Annotated in this window: 16 protein-coding genes; 10 read left to right on the top strand and 6 right to left on the bottom strand. The window is 57.1% G+C overall.

From position 1 onward, the window contains the following. The first annotated feature begins 19 nt into the window (after positions 1-19). Together HY010_07695 and HY010_07700 are read left to right on the top strand one after the other, a co-directional pair. Positions 20-892 carry an ATP-grasp domain-containing protein gene (locus HY010_07695; GenBank protein MBI3475601.1) on the top strand — a complete coding sequence of 291 codons (873 nt, stop codon included), beginning with the start codon at positions 20-22 and terminating at the stop codon, positions 890-892. Next, positions 892-2,082 carry an NAD(P)/FAD-dependent oxidoreductase gene (locus HY010_07700; GenBank protein MBI3475602.1) on the top strand — a complete coding sequence of 397 codons (1,191 nt, stop codon included), beginning with the start codon at positions 892-894 and terminating at the stop codon, positions 2,080-2,082. Before HY010_07695 ends, HY010_07700 begins: the two co-directional genes overlap by 1 nt. A gap of 33 nt (positions 2,083-2,115) precedes the next feature. Here HY010_07700 and HY010_07705 read toward each other — a convergent pair whose 3' ends face one another. The 4 genes from HY010_07705 to aceA form a co-directional block, all read right to left on the bottom strand. Then, entirely contained in the window at positions 2,116-3,063 is a 948-nt protein-coding gene (locus HY010_07705) for a glycosyltransferase family 2 protein (protein ID MBI3475603.1), read from the bottom strand. 27 nt (positions 3,064-3,090) lie between these two features. Next, the gene (locus tag HY010_07710; protein ID MBI3475604.1) at positions 3,091-4,206 is read right to left on the bottom strand and encodes an alpha/beta fold hydrolase; all 1,116 of its coding nucleotides are present in this window, start codon (positions 4,204-4,206) and stop codon (positions 3,091-3,093) included. A 328-nt stretch (positions 4,207-4,534) separates the two neighbouring features. Next, entirely contained in the window at positions 4,535-4,651 is a 117-nt protein-coding gene (locus tag HY010_07715; protein MBI3475605.1) for an HNH endonuclease, read from the bottom strand. Between the two features lie 514 nt (positions 4,652-5,165). Continuing rightward, complete coding sequence (gene aceA, locus HY010_07720; GenBank protein MBI3475606.1) at positions 5,166-6,563, bottom strand: isocitrate lyase; 1,398 nt, start codon at positions 6,561-6,563, stop codon at positions 5,166-5,168. Positions 6,564-6,745: 182 nt separating this feature from the next. On the opposite strand from aceA, the gene aceB reads away from it, so the two are divergent. The 3 genes from aceB to HY010_07735 are packed head-to-tail and all read left to right on the top strand — an operon-like array spanning position 6,746 to position 10,922. Next, the gene (gene aceB / locus HY010_07725) at positions 6,746-8,290 is read left to right on the top strand and encodes a malate synthase A (protein MBI3475607.1); all 1,545 of its coding nucleotides are present in this window, start codon (positions 6,746-6,748) and stop codon (positions 8,288-8,290) included. A gap of 26 nt (positions 8,291-8,316) precedes the next feature. Beyond that, positions 8,317-9,960 carry a tetratricopeptide repeat protein gene (locus HY010_07730; protein MBI3475608.1) on the top strand — a complete coding sequence of 548 codons (1,644 nt, stop codon included), beginning with the start codon at positions 8,317-8,319 and terminating at the stop codon, positions 9,958-9,960. Positions 9,961-9,971: 11 nt separating this feature from the next. Continuing rightward, the gene (locus HY010_07735; GenBank protein MBI3475609.1) at positions 9,972-10,922 is read left to right on the top strand and encodes a hypothetical protein; all 951 of its coding nucleotides are present in this window, start codon (positions 9,972-9,974) and stop codon (positions 10,920-10,922) included. A 4-nt stretch (positions 10,923-10,926) separates the two neighbouring features. Here HY010_07735 and HY010_07740 read toward each other — a convergent pair whose 3' ends face one another. Then, a complete protein-coding gene (locus tag HY010_07740) occupies positions 10,927-11,754 on the bottom strand; it encodes a hypothetical protein (protein MBI3475610.1) in 828 nt (275 codons plus the stop codon). Between the two features lie 54 nt (positions 11,755-11,808). Continuing rightward, entirely contained in the window at positions 11,809-12,381 is a 573-nt protein-coding gene (locus tag HY010_07745; GenBank protein MBI3475611.1) for a pesticin, read from the bottom strand. A gap of 78 nt (positions 12,382-12,459) precedes the next feature. On the opposite strand from HY010_07745, the gene HY010_07750 reads away from it, so the two are divergent. The 5 genes from HY010_07750 to adhE all read left to right on the top strand — a co-directional run bounded on the left by HY010_07750 (position 12,460) and on the right by adhE (position 19,474). Next, positions 12,460-13,371 carry a hypothetical protein gene (locus tag HY010_07750; GenBank protein MBI3475612.1) on the top strand — a complete coding sequence of 304 codons (912 nt, stop codon included), beginning with the start codon at positions 12,460-12,462 and terminating at the stop codon, positions 13,369-13,371. A 316-nt stretch (positions 13,372-13,687) separates the two neighbouring features. Further along, positions 13,688-15,337 carry a long-chain-fatty-acid--CoA ligase gene (locus HY010_07755; protein ID MBI3475613.1) on the top strand — a complete coding sequence of 550 codons (1,650 nt, stop codon included), beginning with the start codon at positions 13,688-13,690 and terminating at the stop codon, positions 15,335-15,337. 10 nt (positions 15,338-15,347) lie between these two features. After that, positions 15,348-16,130: a hypothetical protein gene (locus HY010_07760; protein MBI3475614.1), complete on the top strand. Its 783-nt coding sequence runs from the start codon at positions 15,348-15,350 to the stop codon at positions 16,128-16,130. A gap of 379 nt (positions 16,131-16,509) precedes the next feature. Next, positions 16,510-16,680 (top strand): hypothetical protein, encoded by a 171-nt coding sequence (locus HY010_07765; GenBank protein ID MBI3475615.1) that lies wholly within the window; start codon positions 16,510-16,512, stop codon positions 16,678-16,680. A gap of 127 nt (positions 16,681-16,807) precedes the next feature. Continuing rightward, on the top strand, positions 16,808-19,474 hold the full coding sequence (adhE, locus tag HY010_07770) for a bifunctional acetaldehyde-CoA/alcohol dehydrogenase (protein ID MBI3475616.1): 2,667 nt from the start codon (positions 16,808-16,810) through the stop codon (positions 19,472-19,474). Positions 19,475-19,485: the final 11 nt, after the last annotated feature.

The following is a 19,485-nucleotide window of genomic DNA, read 5'->3' on the forward strand; positions in this document are numbered from 1 at the left end:
GCCGGAGAGCTTTCCCATCTTGTCGGACAGGGCTGCTTCCATGCGAGTGGCCGAGGAGGAGGGTGTCAGAGTTCCTGAGACCCACGCTCTTCACTCTGTGGACGATCTCAAGAAGTGGGTTGAACGTATGGGCCTTCCCACGGTCCTCAAGGCAAATGGAACCTCCGGGGGTGATGGAGTGCGGGTTGTTCGAACGATGAAAGAAGCCGAACTGGCTTTCCAGGCTTTGCAAGCGCCTCCGCTCATTGCCCGGGCTTTGAAACGGGCAGTTATCGATCACAATTGGTCCTTGGTACAGCCATCGCTGCTCCGACGCCGATCGGTTGTTAATGCGCAGAAATTTGTGGACGGATGTGAAGGGACTAGCGTAGTCGTCTGCTGGGAGGGAGCAGTGCTGGCTTCGCTCCACTTTGAGGTCATTCAGAAGCGAGACGCGGCGGGCCATGCTACGGTCGTGCGTTTCATGGAGAATGAAGAAATGTCTGATGCAGCGAGCCGAATCGCCCGACGCTTGCGGCTCTCCGGAATACACGGGCTTGACTTCATGTTGGAAGCTGACACGCGGAAGCCATACATGATTGAAATCAATCCGCGTGTCACGCAACTCTGCCACCTCACGCTTGGGCTGGGACACGATGTTCCGGCAGCCTTGTTGGAGGCGCTGTCCGGGAAGACCGTGGCGCCTTCTCCAAAGCTGACCGACCATGACACCATCGCACTATTCCCGCAGGAGTGGATCCGCGATCCGCAGAGTTCGTTTCTGCGTTCCGCGTATCAAGATGTTCCGTGGCAAGAGCCCGGGCTGATGGAAGCCTGTGTCCGCAGCAGCAGAAAACAGCGAGGTTGGCATCGCCCAGGGAAATCGATGGATGCTAAACAGAGGAGTTCGTAATGCAGGAAATTGCGATCATTGGCGCAGGTCCGTACGGACTCTCGATAGCGGCTCACTTGCGGCAACGTGGCATGCCGTTTCGTATCTTTGGCCCGCCGATGGATACGTGGCTGTCGCACATGCCCAGGGGAATGTTCCTTAAGTCGGATGGTTTCGCTTCCAATCTTTCAGATCCGGACGGCGCCTACACCCTGAAGAAATTTTGTGAAGAGAAAGGAATCGCCTACGCAGATATGGGGCTCCCGGTGCGTCTCGAAACCTTTTGCGCCTACGGACTCGCCTTTCAGAATCGAATGGTACCCAACCTGGAAAACAGGCTGGTCGTCGGACTGGATCGCACTCAAGGTGGATTTTCAATCCAGCTCGAAAATGGGGAAACGTGCGTTGCAAAGCGCGTCGTACTCGCGGTGGGAATTACTCACTTCGAAAATCTGCCGTCGAACCTGGCGCAACTGCCGGCCCAATTTCTATCCCACAGCGCCCGGCACATCGAAGTTGAACCATTTAGAGGACGGAATATCGTCGTGATGGGCGGCGGCGCATCGGCGTTGGACATAGCCGGACTGCTCTATGAAGCGGGCGCGAAAGTCCAACTCATTGCCCGCAAACAAGCTCTGAACTTTCATAGCAAGCCCGGTCCGACGCCGCGATCAAGGTGGCGGAAGCTCCGGCATCCCGACTCCGGAATCGGCCCTGGCATGCGGTTGCGGTTCTTCGCGAATGCTCCGTGGGCCTTTCAATATCTTCCTCAGTCACTACGCCTGAAAGCGGTGCAGAGGGTGCTCGGTCCTTCGGGCGGATATTTCACTCGCGATATGGTCCTTGGGAAAGTGCCCCTGCTGCTTGGCTACACAGTGGAGCGGGCTGAAGTTCAGGGGGACGGTGTTCACCTTCACCTGCGGTCGCTCGACGGATCAGTGAAGGAAGTCCTGACCGAGCATGTCATCGCCGCGACCGGATATCGGGTTGACCTCGAAAAGCTAAATTTCGTGGCCAAGGAACTTCGCTCGCAAATTCGCGCCGTAAACGGCGCACCCGTTCTGCGGTCGAATTTTGAATCGTCAGTGCCAGGGTTGTATTTCGCTGGAATCGCCGCCGCAAACACCTTTGGACCGGTGATGCGGTTCGCGTTTGGCGCGGGGTTTGCCGCCCGGCGGATATCGCAGTCTCTCGAGAAGGCTGTCACGTAAAATCTCCGCGACGCTTCCGAACGGTGACGACGGTCATACTTGCCCAAGATTGCCTACGACGTTCTCTTCGCGTTTACGCCTTGGCAAGATTCTGCACGCGGTAAGAGTCAATAACCGCAAAGTCTGCCTTGCAACCAGGAGAACGAATGCTGCTCGTCCAATGGACTTAGTTTTGGAAATCCTCCAGATGGAGCGCAGCATCCCGAATCTCTCGCGATGGTTCATGAGAACCTTTATGCCCAAAGTTGAAATAATGGCGTGCGTCGGAGCCTCCAGCAGGGCAGAGCGAACCGTCCTGCGCAGAACTCCCAGAACCGACAGATTGATCGGATGACGGACGGCGGCAGCCCGGACAAAAAAAGGCAATTGATTCCGTCGCATCAAGTTGGCCAACAGAAGCGAATCCTCGGCGCGCAGCGCGCGCTCATCAAATAGACCTGTCTCTACATCGACACAGGAACGCCGAACAGCGAACCCGGCAGTGTTCATGTATCGAATGCAGCCATCCGGTTGGAGAAGAAAGCTCTGCGTGGCGATCAGACGCAAGTCCTCAGCCTTTCCGGGCAGGTTGGATCGCACTCCCGCCAAACAAAGCTGAAAGTAGCCGCACGAGGGGGACGCCGCGATGCATGCGCCCAATGCGGCGAAGCAATGATCTTCGAGGATGCAATCGGCGTCAGTGAAGACCAGAATCTCGCCGACCGATTGTCGAATCCCATGATTTCTGGCTGCCGCCGGTCCAAGATGCGGCTGCCGTAGGATTTTCCAACGATACTTCTGCATCCACTCGAGGATGGATGCAGGCGCATTGTGTGTACTGCCGTCATCGACAACAATGACTTCAAAACTGAATGCCTTGGTCTGTGCAGCCAGTGATTGCAGGCAGTTCGCCAGCGGCGCCCAATCGTTGTAAACCGCGATGATGACGCTCGCGAATAGCCGGTTCGCCTGTTGGACATCCGGGTCGGCTGCGGATGGCATAAAGAGGTTGATCCTCGGTGCGCTGGGTTACCGTTTCAGATTTCCTGATCCCTGCTGTGCCTTTGTGGTTTCATTGTCCTCTATCGTCCCGCCGGAAAGCTTTGGAAAATTCTCGTCGTCATATTCGCTGAGGTAGCGGGTGAGCACAGAGGCAAGGCCTTCAAATTCGGTGGTAGCGATGTCGAGATGATCCCCGGGGATGACATCGACTACAAGTTCAGAAATGAGCTTGCTCCAGACCGCCGCCGGGTCTCCAGGGAAGAAAGACTTGATCTCTGTGGTGACGAACTTTACTTTGCTCGGGTAAAAGCGAGGCTGATACCTCTCATAGGCCGCATACGCTTTTTGCTTGACCCACGGAACCGTCTGAGCGAACGTCACCCGGGAATTGTCGCCGGGATCGCCGACTTCATGCTTCGGCCCGCCCATGTGCAATATCCCCTTGATACGGCTCGTGAAATAGGAGGGAACGCTGGGGAGGGGCAACTCCCGCATGACATTGACATGGCCCTTGACTCGTTGGACAAACAGGCGTCGGCGAAGGTCACGCGAGAGATATCGCGGGTGAGGATAGGCATCCAACAAAACCAGCAGACCAACCGCCTCCTTCTTTTCTAAGAGTATCTGCGCCATTTCGAGCGCCACCATACCACCAAACGAGTAACCGATCAGGATGTAGGGACCGTTTTGCCAACGCTCGCGAAGAGAGTCGACATAGAACCGGGCCATGTCTTCGACGCGCTCCAAGGGTTGCTCCTGTCCGTCGATCCCCGGAGCCTGCATTCCGTAAATGGCATGTCTGGTGCAAATATGCTTGGCAAGTTTGAAGAACTGGACGTTGCCGCTGAGGCCAGGCGCAATGAACACCGGAGCCTCCTCGTCGCCGTTCTTGATCTGGACAGCGCTGTTGAAGAGGGGAGGGCTGGGCTGCTCCAAAACGGCAGCGAGAGCGGTGATGGTGGGGGCGTGGCCGATCGTGGCACTGGGGATCAGACGGCCGTAGGTTTGAGCGATCTCGGAAAAGAGTTGGTCGGCCAACGGGTCGGTACCGCCGAGTTCGAAAAAGTTCTCGTCAGGGCCTATGGGCGACCGCTGCAGCACACGCTGCCAAATCGAGGTAAGGTTTTCGATTGTAGTGAGCATGGTCGATCTGAGTGCGAGTGGCCCCGTGTCGTCAATCATTCGCACCGCACGCTTGAAGAAGATGTTAGCCGAATTCGACCCATAAGAGAAAGGTATGGCAGTTACTGCCGTCACTATTGGATCGGGGTGAGCACATGACGGGACGGCAATCTGCCTATCTTATTGAGGACTTGCGGGCCGGCAACCAGGGCTCCTAGCTGCTAAGTGCCCTGCGACCAATGGCTGGGCGATGCAGATGGTGGCGCTCAAACTGTGACCAACTGGCACAATGCGATCACCGTGCCAAACGACCACGTCTTGTGCAGCGTCAGGCATCCACTCACGAACACTAGTATGTTGAGTGTTGCCTGCTGTGGCAGGTAGCGCAGAGTGTGATGAGATTGGGCTCTACGTCACCTCCTGAATGGCTTCGATACGTGAGGTGATGTACATGAAGGCTCTGCATGCTCCCGCAGGATTGGCATCGCCAATTGTCTCGCTCGAGGATCTGTCGATGCAGAGCGAGGTAACTCTTATCGTCAAGCTTAGACCGCGGGTCTTTGGGTGGGATTTTCTTCATGAGCCTGCTGCACAATCTCGTACAAGAATTGTTGTTTTTCGGGGCTGGGAAGGAACCGGTAGTAGCGCGAGATGGAGTCCAGCAATATGTCCGGATCCCCATTATCCAAGTGCGCCCCCGCTAAGAAGTCGGCGCAGCTCATCTCCAGACAGTACCCTCGGGCTCGGGACTTGCCTGATCCGAGCAGCAGCGCGCGGTTTCGATCGCCTGTTCGATTACCGGGATCTGGCTTTTTGTAGACGTTTCGCACGGGAATGTCGTGAGATTAGGGTGGGGGCTAAGGGAATTTTCTAACCGCAGTCGGTATGACTTCCGACACCAGAGCAAGACAAAATAGCGCCCGGACCTGATTATTCTCAGCCCCGGGCGCTTGGTGAGAGAAATTTGTAGTGCTCGGTACTTAATCCCCCGATGGCAGAAGCGCTTCCTCGGTCGGCATGATTTCCGACACCAGTGACGGGCAATCGCCCAGAATCGGCTGGCATCCCGCATCCGGACCATGGAGCGGGCGCATTTGAAGTTTCACCTCCGAGAACTGTTCCTGCTCAGTGGAACCCTCCAGCGCTGTGGTTGAGGACGCGCCTTGCGCAATCACCTGCGTGAGGGCATCGAAGTATCCTGTGCCAACGAAGCGCTGATGCTTCACGGCCTGGTACCCGTATTGCGCTTCGCGCGCAAACTCTTTTTCCTGCAAACGCGAATATGCCGTCATGCCCGTATCTTTGTAGCCTCGTGCCAACTCAAACATGCTCAAGTTGAGGGCGTGGAATCCAGCCAGCGTGACAAACTGGAACTTGTATCCCATCTTGGCGAGTTCCTTCTGAAAGCTGGCAATGGTACGGTCATCGAGTTTCTTCTTCCAGTTGAATGACGGCGAACAGTTGTAGGCCAGGAGTTTGCCGGGGAACTGGGCATGGATCGCATCGGCAAAGTGGCGCGCCTGTTCGAGGTTCGGTTCCGAGGTTTCGCACCAGATCACGTCCGCATAGGGTGCGTAGGCAAGCCCGCGAGCAATCGCGGAATCGAGACCTCCCCGTATATGGAAGAAGCCTTCGGGAGTGCGTTCTCCGGTGACGAACTCGCGATCGCGCGGATCAATGTCGCTGGTCAGAAGATGAGCGCTGTCGGCGTCGGTACGCGCCATGATCAGTGTCGGCACGCCGAGCACGTCGGCCGCAAGACGGGCCGCGACGAGCTTCTGAATCGCTTCCGAGGTTGGAACGAGGACTTTGCCCCCAAGGTGTCCACACTTCTTCGCCGAGGAAAGCTGGTCTTCGAAGTGCACGCAGGCTGCTCCCGCTTCGATCATGGCTTTCATCAATTCGTAGGCGTTCAAGCTTCCGCCGAATCCGGCTTCTGCGTCGGCCACAATCGGCGCCATCCAGTAGATCCCGTTCTTACCATCCAGGTGATGGATCTGATCGGCGCGCATCAAGCAATTGTTGATACGACGAACGACATTGGGGACACTGTCCGCCGGATACAGGCTCTGATCGGGATACATCTGGCCCGCATTGTTGGCATCGGCAGCAACCTGCCAACCGCTGAGGTAGATGGCGTTGAGCCCAGCCTGCACCTGCTGTACGGCCTGGTTGCCGGTAAGGGCTCCGAGAGCGGCGACATAGGACTCGTTGTGCAACAGCCACCAGAGGCGCTCGGCGCCGAGACGTGCCAAGGTGTGCTCGACCTGGATCGATCCACGCAATTTGGCGACGTCCTGTGCGCCGTACGGGCGGGTAACGCCCTTCCAGCGAGGGTCGGTGTTCCATTGCTGCTCTGGTGTGTTTTCGCTACGCATATCTGAAATCTCCTTCGAGGACTCCACAGCTTCATTCACGGTTCGTCGCGCGGAGTATTCCGCTCAAGCCGAGTAGAACTCAGCGGATCGAAGACGACAAACCGGCTCGTCCGTAATGACCAGGTCGTCCGTTTCGGACTAGTGAGCCTGCATCCTTCTCTAGACAGCGGTACGCTCGGATCATGGCAACGATGGCAAGCACCCACAGTGAACTCGAGACACACATCCTCAGCCCGGAAGCGAGCCGCTTTCTCAACCGTCTAGCACGAGAGTTCGAACCGCGGCGCCGCGACCTTCTGGCGCGCCGGCAAGTTCGCCAAAAAGAGATTGACGGCGGTGCGTTACCCGGCTTTCTGCCGGAGACGGCACGCGTTCGAGACACGGAATGGACGGTTGCACCGATTCCGCAAGATCTCCTCGACCGGCGCGTCGAGATCACAGGCCCCGTCGACCGCAAAATGATCATCAATGCCTTGAACTCGGGCGCGAATGTCTTTATGGCGGATTTTGAGGATTCGAATTCGCCAACATGGAGCAACAATCTCGAAGGACAGGCCAACCTTCGCGATGCCGTCGAAGGCACGATCAGCTATGTGAGTCCTGAGGGAAAGCGCTACGAACTGAAGTCCACGGTGGCGACTCTCATGGTTCGACCACGAGGTTGGCACTTGATCGAAAGACACTTCCTCGTCGACGGCGAGCCGATCTCGGCATCGTTATTCGATTTCGGGCTCTACTTCTTTCACAACGCCAAGCAGCTTGTCCAGAAGGGAACTGGACCCTATTTCTATTTGCCCAAACTGGAAAGCCACTTGGAGGCGCGCTTGTGGAACGACGTATTTTGCTTTTCCCAGAACGCACTCCACATCCCACGAGGCACAATCCGCGCAACTGTGCTGATTGAAACAATTCTGGCAGCCTTCGAGATGGACGAGATCCTCTATGAGTTGCGCGAACATTCCGCCGGATTGAACTGCGGACGCTGGGACTACATCTTCAGCTTCATCAAGAAATTTCGAAACCGCCCGGACTTCGTTCTACCCGATCGTTCGATTGTGACCATGGACAAACACTTTCTTAAGTCCTACGTGGAACTGCTGATTAAAACCTGTCACCGCCGCGGCATTCACGCGATGGGAGGAATGGCGGCGCAGATTCCGATCAAGAACGATCCCGTCGCCAATGAGAAAGCCCTCGACAAGGTGCGCCAGGATAAGCTTCGCGAGGTCAAGGCCGGGCACGACGGCACATGGGTGGCGCACCCTGGCCTGGTGCCGATCGCAAAAGAGATTTTCGACACACACATGAAAGGACCGAACCAGATCGGCCATCGCCGTGACGATGTTCACGTCGCCTCAAAGGATTTGCTTGCCCTCACCGGGGGGGCAATCACCGAGCAGGGCTTGCGGTGGAACATCGATGTCGGGCTGCAGTATCTGGAGTCGTGGCTGCGCGGCTCGGGATGTGTTCCCATCTACAACCTGATGGAAGATGCGGCAACGGCCGAAATCTGCCGGTCCCAGGTTTGGCAATGGGTAAGACACGGCGCCAAACTCAGCGACGGACGGTGCGTGACGCAGACTATGGTCCGCGAAATTATCGCGGAGGAGAAGCGTGATCTCACGGGCACACGCATGGCAGATGCCGCAGCAATTTATGAAAAGATGATGACCAGCCCGGATTTCGCGGAATTCCTGACCCTGGTGGCATATGATTACGTCGACTAGGAACAGGCAATCTGCCTGTGTGCACGATGAGCCCCAACTCCAGCGGGATCTCGGATGAATTTCTCGCGCAACTGAAAGAAGACCTGGTGTGCCGGCGAGTAGCACGCGGGATGGCGCGTCTCGAAGACCATCGCCAGTTGCTCACCTCATTCGATCCCGAACAGAAGAACGCCGCACTTTTCGCGGGCTATCTCGCCCAGTGGGTGGACGTTGGGTTTCAGCGGCCGTCACTCGTCAAGGACATCGTCGCGCGCTTTCCGCGGGCGGAGCGTGCGCATCTCCCGCTCCACCACTACCTCTATCTGCGCATGGCGGAGGGGATGGTAGCGATGTCAGAGGAATCGAAAGAAGAGGCACTTCGGCACTTTGATCTTGTTCTCAGCCTGGAACAGGAGACGGAAGATAGCGAACTGTTGTCGATCGCGAATTTCTGGAAAGGCCGCTGCCTGCGCATGAAGGGCGAGTACGACCAGGCGCTCGAATTTGCGGTCAAGGGCAGACAGCTTGCGCTGGGACTTGGCCATCAACCCATGGCCGCGGTCATGCGAGTACTCGAAAGCTGGCTCTTTTTTCAAAAGGGAGACATCAAGCAGGCGGTCGAAATTCTGCAGGCTGCCGAGGCTGTCCTGAGCAAGACCGACGACTACCTCACTCTTGGCAACATCCATTCCGCTTACGGGCGGATTGCGCGGCGTCAAGGACGGTATGAGCACGCCATCGAGAGCTTTACCGCCGCCATCGCTCGCTACCGCAAGCGTGATCCGCAACATCGTAACGTCGCGCGATCGCTGAATAACATGGCTTATGTAAAGCGGCTGATCGCGCTGCAACTGCGCCGCAAGATCGATGCAGACGCAGCACGCCGAAGAAAGGCGGCCTCACGGGGTCGTGCGGGAAATGACCGCGGCAAGCTTTCTTATCGCAGTCGCTTTGCGGAACTTCGCGAGCAGGCACTGGCGGAACTTGGAGAAGCAGCCTCCATCTATGAGCAATACGGGAATCACCATGGATTGGGCAGCGTGCACTTGAACTATGGATATCTGCATTTGGACAACGGTGACCTGGACCGCGCTGAGGTCGAAACGAAAATCGCTTTCCGCCTTGGCGAAGAGAGACTTGACCACATCCTCATGGCGCGCGCACGCCTGCTGCAGTGCATGATCGAGAACGCTCGCGTCGAAGAAGGAATCGGGGAGAACACGGAACCGGGAAGTCACGCCCGCCTCGCGCAGGACTGCGCTCAGGAAGCAATCGAACTTGCTCGTCAAACCGAGAACCGCCGTCTGCTCGCGCACGCCTGCATCTGGCAAGGCCTGACCCACTGCAATCGCTTCTTCGATGATTCCGAATCGGCCCGCCGTTGCTACGATCAGGCCCTGACGCTCTCGAAAGGCGTCCATGTCGAAACTGCCTGGGACGACTTACAGACGCTGAAAGCCCGCGTACTGCGCGGCGGCAGCGTGAATCCGACGCTGCGCGCCTGGTCGCAGGGATCAGTAGGAGATAAGACGTTCCAGCAGATCACAGAAGAGTTCGCCGAGTTGATCATTCCCAAGGTCTGGGAGCGGGAGGGCCGCAAGGTGTCGCGCGTGGCGGCACGCCTCTCTGTCTCACCCAAGAAGGTTCGCCGCATTCTCAACCGCGTGAGCAGGAGCAAGCCCGCTAAGTAGGCTATGAGATCGTGAAGACACTCAACGAAGTCTATTCCTCCCTCTCGACTCGCCGCCGATACGAAGTCTGGTTTCTGCGGATGGGCCTGGCGGACGGCAGCGGGGCGTGGTGGTTTCGCTATCTCTTGATGAATCCCGGGCGCTCGGGCTGCGCCGGAAATGCGAGCGGTCAGCCTGTACAGGTGTGGGCAACCTGGTTTCCACGCGATGGAAAACCGCAGAGCTTCATTCAAGGGTTTCCGCTGTCGTCGCTTGGCCTGAGCGCGCCGGGCAAAAATCCATTCCACTTCGAGATTGGGAAGAATGCCATCGGCGAAAATTCCTGCCGCGGAGCGCTGCAAGTGGAAGGGCACGAGATCTCGTGGGACCTCAGCTATCGCTCGTCGTTTCGTGTCACATTGAGCAGCAAGGGTTGGATTGGCTTCTCACGAACGCCGCACTCCGACGGAGTGTTCTCCGGGCAGGTCACGCTGGATGGCCGACGTTTCGAAGGGGACCCGCTCGCGTTCGGCGTTCAAGGACACAATTGCGGATTTCGCCATCGAAACTTCTGGACCTGGACGCATTCCTATTGTCCGCTGGCCGGTGGACCGCCGAGCACATTCGAAGCCCTGGTATATGAAATGCCGCTGGGATTGGTCTTTCGCAAGGCAGTGCTGTGGCATCAGGGGAAGCAGCACGAGTTCGGGAACCTGCAGGAAATCAAACGGGATCCAGGCGAACTTCGGTGGGAATTTCACTGCAAATCAAACAATGGATTAAGACTGGAAGTAATGATCGATGGGTCCGGCGCGGGCATCCATCGACTCCCTTATCTGAAGACCGACTGTAAGGGCAGCTTTGAAGTCGCGAACAACAGCATCGTGCGCATGAAACTCCGACTGGAATATCCGGGCAAGCCAATCGAAACACTAGAGACAGATATCGGAGCTGTATTAGAAATGGTCGGACTGGGAGCTTGAGGGATCACTCGGCTGATTGCGCCATCGCGAGGCGCTGCGCGACGATGCTGTAGGCCGAAGGATTAAATGCCATTCCAATGTGAGTGCCGGGCACTTCAAAATCAACTTCCGGATTTCTGGTCATGCAATAGCGCCAATCCACGATTCCATCGTTGCGGGTGTAGATGGCGGTCTCCATCATTGTGCCCGGGATATCACGCTTGAGTGAGTCGACAAAATTGCAGGTACAGCGACCGGTGTAGCAGTGCGGCAGAACGCTCGTACCGTGCTCTCGCAAGATTCTCTGGCGAACGGCTTCGCTGGCGTGCAAAACACTTCGACTGGTCACGGTACCGCGAAACGGAGAGGCTAGCGTAATCACGGAAGCGACATCGTCCGGCCTCTGACCAGCCACCGAACGTGCGATCACGCCCCCGAGGCTGTGTCCGATCAGGTGAATCCTGCGTTCCGTCTCGGTCAGGGCTCTCGCGATGGTGTCATTCAGATGGCGCTCGATCAGCAGGTTGGGGCATTCGGCGTTAATGCCAATGCCGGAAAAATAAGGCCGGTATCCGATGCGGCCCAGCCAGGCGTGGAGCTCCATCAGATAAAGATCAGTGCCGAGAAATCCTGGAATGATAACGACGCCGGAACCGTCGCCCCGAGGTACGCCGAAACCGTAGTAGACAGGGGTTGCGTGCAACAGCAGGACCTCGGCCGCGAACAGCGCCTCTGTCCACGGCGAGATGTCGGCTTCCAAGTGGTGTTTATTGTGTTTCGTGCGCGCCGCCTTCGGCAAGGCTGTGGCGTTCTTCTGTTTGCGCGGCGATCTCGTCTTAGGCCGGTCCGACATTTGCGCACGTTCCACTGACCGCGCGACGCGGGCAAACTGCATGCCCGCAGCGCATTATACCTTTGCCTTGCGCTTCCGGCGCGGGACAGTTTTTCTTCCAGATGTTTCCAGCCGCTTCTCCAATTCCGCTACACGCCTGCGTAGAGTATCCAGTTCGGGTTCGGGCTCAGCCTCGGCCCGTGCCTCGGGAGGCCCCGGTGCGCCCAGGAACCGCTTCATCATATCCACCGGCGACAGAATGGCGGATTGGACCTCGCCGAGCCGGCTCTGCACCGTGTCCTGCACTTTCTGATACGTATCAAACGCGGATTTCAAATACCACATGACGAATTCCTGCCGCACTTCATCGGACGCAACGATGAGTTGACGCAGCAATTCGAGCGGCAAGCCTGTCGGCTTATCTTTCGCATCCTCGGTGATGATCTGGGTCAAGGTGACGCGAGTCAGGTCCTTGCCCGTCTTGGCGTCGACGACCTGAACGTTCTGGCCGGCCCGAACGAGTTCCGCGATGTCTTCGAGATTCACGTAGCGGCTCCCGGCGGAATCGTACAAGCGGCGGTTGCCGTACTTCTTGATGACGACCGGGGCTGGACGGATTGGATCGTGCCTTTGCTGCTGTGCACACATGCAAAATACATATTGACACAAATTCCCAGCAATCGTATAGTCTTAATTGATGCTGCAGTGCAGCAATGGAGGTAGTCGATGCCAACAACCGTAAAGTCCGAAGCTTCCCGCACTCATCCCAGGGAGTCGTCGTTTGTATCGCTTCTGTCGGGTTGGGCGCAGCAGGGAGTCCAAAGCTTCTTTGCCACGCAAAGAATTCTTCTGGATCTCGCCATGCGGCAGAATGCCAGCGTGATGCATTCTGTGCGGCAACAATTATCCGATCCGCATTTCTCTCCGACGGCGATCGCGAGTGAAGTGACTGCCGAGAGTATGACGAACTTCATCGAGGCCCAAACGATCCTGCTCGATTTGGGCAAGCAGCAGAACGAAATCCTCATGACCGGCGTTCGAGAGCATGTAGGCGATTTGCCGGCAGCGCAGGCGATAACCGACTTGTTAGGCCGCAGCGTGGAGACATTCATCCATATGCAGCAGGAATTCCTGAAAATCGTCGGCAAGCAAACCCATCAGTGGGTAGCGGCGGCTCAAGCTGGGAAACCGTTCCAGAGCGAGCATCTCGTGCAACTGGCGCAGGAAGCGATGGAGCAGTTTGTAAAGACCCAGAAGCATTTCATGGACGTGATTGCCGAGGAAACCGCGAAAGCCACAGGCGCAAAACACAGCAATGGCGCAAAGAAGATGAAGAAGTCCGAACTGGCACAACTGGCGCGGCAGGCGACCGAATCGCTCATGGATGCGCAGAAAAAACTGGTTGATGTGGCCGGCCGGCAAATGAATTCCGGCGTGAAGATTGCCGGGAACACGCTCGAACTCCTGCGTCCATTTCCATTCCTTCCACTTGCGGAATTGACACGAGAGGGAGTGAAGAGCTACGTCGATGCCCAAAAAGCAGTGATGGATGCGGTGGTTAAACCGGTTGTACAGAAGAGCACGCACAAGACTGAACATCATGCGAAGAAGGCGCACCGGAAAGCTGCTGCTGCCTGATATCGGCAGTGGCCGCATGAAGGAGTCATTCTGAGCGGGGTATGGGCCGCTTCGAACACCGGCCCTGCGAAGTGAAGGACCTGCGGCAATCGAGTTTCCAGCGCTCTGGAAACCGTCTGCTTTCGCCGCGTGTGAACCAGCACGATGCCGGCGTCGCGTACTCGCCGACAGGTTCCTTAGCCTTCGCAACTGCTACGTCTCGCGTAGCGGTTGCTCCGCTCAGGATGCAGGTTACGATTCGATTGTCCCTGCCAGCCTGAGCATCGCACTGGCGGGCTGCCGGCGGGATACTTGCCATCCCGATTGCGAGGCGCTCATGAAGATCCCACTTACTCCCATTCGTTTCCTGCACTATGCGTGCGACCAGTTTCCCGACAAGGTCGGAGTAGTGTGCGGCGACCAACGCTTCACTTATGCGGAATTTGCGGACCGCGCCATGCGTCTGGCGGGAGTGCTCGTCGGCGCGGGCGTTCGGCCCGGCGATCGCATCGCTTTCCTCAGCACAAATTGTCACCGGTTGCTGGAGGCTTACTACGGAGTGCTGGAGGCGGGCTGTATTTTGCTGCCCTTGAACATGCGCCTGAGCCCGCAAGAACTGGCTTTCGTTTTGAATGATGCGCAGGCCAGGTTTCTGTTCGTCGAATCGGCGTTCGTCCCGCTCGTGGAATCGTTTCGCGCTACGGTTCCGTCCATCGAAGCTTCGTTCCTTTTGGACGGTTACCGCGAGGAGACGTGGCTTTCGCCGCGGAACTATGACGAAATGTTGTCGGCTTCTTCTCCCTATGCTTGTGACTTCATGCAGGTGGATGAGGATTCCGTGGCCGAGCTGTTCTATACCAGCGGCAGCAGCGACCGTCCGAAAGGAGTGATGCTCACTCATCGCAACGTATATCTGCACGCATTGTCTGTGATGGCCGCGGGCCAGACTTCTCCGGCGACGTTGGGAGATATGTCGTGCCAATCCGTGCTGCTGCACACCATTCCTTTGTTTCACGCGAACGGGTGGGGGACGGCTCATACCATCACGGTTGCGGGAGGCACGCACGTCATGATTCACCAATTCAATCCAACGGAAGTGTTCCGCCTGATCGAGCGGGAGCACGTGACCACTTGTGCAATGGTTCCCACGATGGCCAATGTGCTGGTGCATTCTCCGGAGCGGTCGAAGTACAACCTGAGCAGTTTGAACATGGTCATCATCGGCGGAGCGGCTTCGTCCCCGACGCTGGTGAAAGAGGTTGAAGAGAAGGTCGGCTGCACATGCATCTCTGGATATGGGTTGACGGAAACTTGTCCCACGCTGGCAAAATCGCCGCTGAAGTCGGCGATTCCGACAGCCGGGGAGGAGCGCTACGTTCGTCAGTCCATGACGGGGTTTGCGATTCCGGGGGCTGAGCTGCGCGTCGTCGGCCAGAACGGGAAAGACGTTCCGCACGATGGTACGGTGATGGGCGAGATCGTGGCCCGGAGCGACGGCGTCATGGAAGGTTACTGGCGTCAGCCCGAAGCTACTGCCGCCGCGCTGAAAGACGGTTGGTTCCACACCGGCGACATGGCCACCGTTGACGCTCACAATTACATTCAGATTGTTGACCGCAAGAAAGAAATCATTGTGAGCGGCGGGGAAAATATTTCTTCCCTGGAAGTGGAGAAAGTACTGCTGGCGCACGCGAGCGTTTACGAAGCTGCCGTGATTCCAATTCCTGATGACAAATGGGGAGAGGTCCCGATGGGAGTGGTCGTGCTGAAGCCGGGCGCTCAAGCCACAGCAGCCGATCTTCTGGAATTCTGTCGCGCGCGGTTGTCGCACTACAAGTGTCCGCGATCGATCGAATTCGTCGCGAGCATGCCCAAGACTGGCAGTGGGAAACTCCTGAAACGCGAACTCCAAAGCGCTGTCCTGCATGACGGCCGGTTCGCCCTTCGGCGTGATCAGCCGAGCGAAGTGGTTCAGAATTCGCAGTAGGTCGAACACCATGGACGAAACCGCGTCTACCGTAACGCTGCAGCAGCAAACGCGGGAGAGCTTTAATTCCTACATTCGTGACGCCGAAATGGAGATGGAGCAGATTCTTAACGGCGGCGGTCCATTCCTGTGGTCCGATGCCATCGCGAAAAGAACCGAGGCAGTCCGAAGAGGAGAGGTCCTGGCGCAGTTCTGGTCGGGTAAAGGGCCGGTCAAAGTGCCCAGTGGATTGATCCATGACTGGATCGGAGCGGCGCTGATTCCGGGCACGAATATTGAAGACACCATAGCGCTGGTGCAGGACTACAACAACCACCAGAACATATATCAACCTGAAGTCATCGCATCAAAATTGATCAGCCGTCACGGCGACGAGTTCCAGATCTACTTGCGTCTTCTCAAGAAAAAGATCCTGACGGTGGTGCTCGATACGGATCACGACGTGCACTACCGCGCGCTCGACAAGAAGCGCTGGCTGTGCCGGTCGTACACAACGCGGATTGCCGAAGTTGAAGACGCGGGACGCCCGACCGAGAGGGTGATGCTGCCCGATACCGGCTTCGGCTTCCTGTGGCGTCTTTATTCTTACTGGCAATTCGAGGAAAGTGGAGCAGGCGTTTCGATCGAGTGTCGAGCAATCTCGCTGACGAGGGATTTACCGTTCGGGCTGGGATGGATTATCGAACCGATCGTTCAGACACTCCCAAAAGAGTCATTGATGCGTACTCTTGAGGCGACCCGGCAAGCTTTGCAAGGCTCCGCCCGTGTTCACGCCGGAAACGTCAGGCGCTGAAAGCTGTTCAACCGGCCTTCTTCCCGCTGCACTCATGCTGCACCGCACATTTTTGTTGTGACCCCGCGCACTTTCATCCGTGATACCAGCCACGGACTTCCCACCTTGGGAATGTTCTAGTGATGGCGTATTTCCGTTTCGGCTGGAACAGTGAGGAAATTTCATGGATGTGCAGGAGTGGTCGAAGGCCACTGTTGATTATGGCCGAAAGGTTCTGAATTCTGGGCTGGAGGGAGCGCGTTCCGGCCGAGAAGCATTTCTACATGGTAAGTCTCTTACTCCGTTTCTATGTGAGTCGGTTCGACATGCTGTGAAGCCTGCCCTTTTTGGGGCTTGCATCGGCGTCTTGAGCAGTTGTTCAGGAAGTCGTCCCAAGTCAGTGCGCAAATCATTGGCTTGGGGACTTCTCGGTGGAACCATCGGCTTGGTGGCAGGCATTGCCTGGAAAAGCCGCTGCTTAACGACCAGCGTCGCGGATGGCGCCATGGAAAGCATGGGCAGAGTGCGCGATGAGCACTGGCTGGAGAAACATCCCATCGACTACGCATAGGAAGACAAGACCCTAACCCGGCGAAATCGTTCTCTGGCCGCTCTTGGCGGTCGCGACCAGCCGGCTAAAACAGAGTGAGTGTGCTTCTCGCAGGTACTCAGCCCCGGATGTGAATCAAGGGGGCGCAATGATCACAAGTGAAGTAGTGCAGGAGCGGGTGAAGACCCAGCCTGCGACAGAAACTCTCAGTGTCGAACGGATTGCCTACCTTGAAACGTTAGTCCGTCAAGCTAAAACTGCCGCCGCCGTCTTTACCCAATTCACGCAAGAAGATGTGGACCGCATCGTCAAGCCGATGGTGCTGGCCGGCCTGGAACACGCCCAACATCTCGCCCAGCTTGCGGTCGAGGAAACCAAGATTGGTGTGATGGAAGACAAGGTCATCAAGAACATGGTGGCCACGGAGTTTGCCTACAACTATGTCAAGGATAAGCGCACGGTCGGCGTGATTCGCGAGTTTCCGGAACGCAATCTGGTCGAGATGGCGGAACCCATCGGCGTCATCTTCTCGCTTACTCCCATCACGAACCCCACGTCCACGGTGCTCTTCAAATGCATCATGGCGATCAAGACGCGGAACGCTGTAATTTTCAGCCCGCATCCGAACGCCTGGCGTTGCTGCTCTGAGGCCGTGAAGATCATGTATGAGGCAGCGCTGAAGAATGGCGCACCCGAAGGCGTTTTCACCTGTCTCGAAACCCACACCTTGCAGGACAACGCTTACTTGATGCACCACAAAGATGTTGGCCTGATCGATGCCACGGGCGGACCGGGCGCGGTGAAGGCGGCTTACAGTTCAGGCAAACCGGCGCTCGGTGTGGGGCCGGGCAATACGCCGGTCTATCTGGAAAAGACAGCCGACCTGAGCACGGCAGTCGTGGACATCATCCTGTCGAAGACCTTCGACAACGGAACGATCTGCGCCTCTGAGCAGACGGTAGTAATCGACGATGAAATCTATGAAGTGGTGCTGAAGAAATTTGCGGAACTGAGGGCGCACATCTGCAACGAGAAAGAAACCGAACTGCTGGAGCGCACGGTCATCGATCCGGAAACAGGATTCATGCATCCGATGGCGGTCGGACAGAAAGCGACTGACATTGCTCGCCGCATCGGTCTTTCCGTGAAGCCAAACACCAAGCTCCTGATCGCTCCGATTCGGGGAGTGGGCCGCGAACACCCATTGTCGGTGGAGAAACTCTTCCCCTTGCTCTCGGTATATCGCGCAAAGTCGGTCGACGAGGCGCTTAAGGTGTGTATCGACGTCAATCATGCGGGCGGTCTGGGGCATACGGCCGTCATCTTCTCGCGCAACGACGAAATCATCCGTAAATTCGGCGAAGTGATCAACGCAGGCCGGATTCTCGTGAATTCGCCAGGTTCGGTCGGGGCCGTGGGCGCCATCTACAACGATCTGGTACCAACGTTCTCCTTCGGATGCGGCACCGGTGGCGGCAACAGCACCACCGACAACGTGAACATTTATCACTACCTCAACATCAAGCGCGTCGCCCGCAGGACACAGGCCCATATGTGGTTCCGAGTTCCCAATCAGATCTATTTCAACCGCAACGCGGTGGAGAATCTGCGGCAGTTTCCATCGCAGTGCACGTTCATCATTACGAACCCCTCGCTGGAGAAGTTCGGTCACGTTGACATTGTCCGGCGATACATTCCCGCGCAGACTCACGTCCACGTTTCGGTCATTCCCGATGCTGAACCCGAAATCAAAGTCGTGATGCAGGGAGTGGACGCACTCAATTTCTATAAGGCGGACCAGATTATTGCGCTCGGCGGCGGATCGGTGATCGACGCAGCCAAGATCATGAAGCTCAAGTACGAATCGCCGGACGCAGATCTCCAGGAACTGGCCGCGCCTTTTCTGGATCTGCGCAAGAGAGTGGTCCAGTACCCCACAGAAAAGACGAACCGCGCTCGACTCATTGCGATCCCGACCACGAGCGGAACGGGAAGTGAAGTGACTCCGTTTGCGGTGCTGACCGACAAAGAGCATGGCCGCAAAGTAACTCTGGCTGACTATTCGCTGACTCCGGATGTGGCGATTGTCGATTCGCAATTTGTGATGTCGATGCCGAAAGGACTTACTGCCGACACCGGTATCGATTGCCTGACGCACGCGCTCGAAGCTGCCGTGTCAACCCTGGCATCGCCTTACACGGATTGCAACGCAATGCAGGCGATCCGCATGGCCTTCAAGTATCTGCCGATCGCTTGCGAGAATCCGCGCGATGAAGAAGCACGCAGCATGATGCACAACGCAGCGTGCATTGCGGCGATGGCGTTTTCGAACGCGGCCGTAGGCGTGAATCACGCGCTCGCGCACGCATTCGGAGCGCGCTTCGGCGTGCCGCACGGGCGGGCCAATGCTCTCATGCTGCCGCATGTAATTGCGTACAACGCGGGCGTGCCCACGAAGTTCTTGCCGTCTCCTTATCAGCAGGGTTACGTCGCCAACAAGAAATACGCGACCATCGCGGACTTGCTCGGCCTGGGTGGACAGACGATTGACGAAAAGGTACAGAACCTCGTTGTGGCGATAGAGAATCTGCTCGACCAACTCGATGTGCCACGCTCGATCGCAGACCTGGGAATCTCGAAGGAAGAATTCGAGCGGGCCATGCCGGATTTAGCCCGGCTGGCATTTGACGATCCGTCCTGGCGGTCGAATCCCCGGATGCCGTTGATCAGCGAATTGGCCGACATGTTCTGGCAGGCCTATCGGGGAAGAGGCATGGAGAACGTCATCAATACAGCTCAGCAACAAACCGCGTAGTGGATGGTGAT

The organism is Acidobacteriota bacterium, assembly GCA_016196065.1.
Lineage (GTDB): Bacteria > Acidobacteriota > Terriglobia > Terriglobales > Acidobacteriaceae > Acidiflorens.

Excerpts from the sequence above, each read along its gene's own strand:
- HY010_07700 (MBI3475602.1), top strand. The coding sequence starts at position 892 with ATGCAGGAAATTGCGATCATTGGCGCAGGTCCGTACGGACTCTCGATA.
- HY010_07705 (MBI3475603.1), bottom strand. The coding sequence starts at position 3,063 with ATGCCATCCGCAGCCGACCCGGATGTCCAACAGGCGAACCGGCTATTC.
- HY010_07710 (MBI3475604.1), bottom strand. The coding sequence starts at position 4,206 with ATGCTCACTACAATCGAAAACCTTACCTCGATTTGGCAGCGTGTGCTG.
- HY010_07715 (MBI3475605.1), bottom strand. The coding sequence starts at position 4,651 with ATGCAGAGCCTTCATGTACATCACCTCACGTATCGAAGCCATTCAGGA.
- aceA (MBI3475606.1), bottom strand. The coding sequence starts at position 6,563 with ATGCGTAGCGAAAACACACCAGAGCAGCAATGGAACACCGACCCTCGC.
- aceB (MBI3475607.1), top strand. The coding sequence starts at position 6,746 with ATGGCAACGATGGCAAGCACCCACAGTGAACTCGAGACACACATCCTC.
- HY010_07730 (MBI3475608.1), top strand. The coding sequence starts at position 8,317 with ATGAGCCCCAACTCCAGCGGGATCTCGGATGAATTTCTCGCGCAACTG.
- HY010_07740 (MBI3475610.1), bottom strand. The coding sequence starts at position 11,754 with ATGTCGGACCGGCCTAAGACGAGATCGCCGCGCAAACAGAAGAACGCC.
- HY010_07745 (MBI3475611.1), bottom strand. The coding sequence starts at position 12,381 with ATGTGTGCACAGCAGCAAAGGCACGATCCAATCCGTCCAGCCCCGGTC.
- HY010_07750 (MBI3475612.1), top strand. The coding sequence starts at position 12,460 with ATGCCAACAACCGTAAAGTCCGAAGCTTCCCGCACTCATCCCAGGGAG.
- HY010_07755 (MBI3475613.1), top strand. The coding sequence starts at position 13,688 with ATGAAGATCCCACTTACTCCCATTCGTTTCCTGCACTATGCGTGCGAC.
- HY010_07760 (MBI3475614.1), top strand. The coding sequence starts at position 15,348 with ATGGACGAAACCGCGTCTACCGTAACGCTGCAGCAGCAAACGCGGGAG.
- adhE (MBI3475616.1), top strand. The coding sequence starts at position 16,808 with ATGATCACAAGTGAAGTAGTGCAGGAGCGGGTGAAGACCCAGCCTGCG.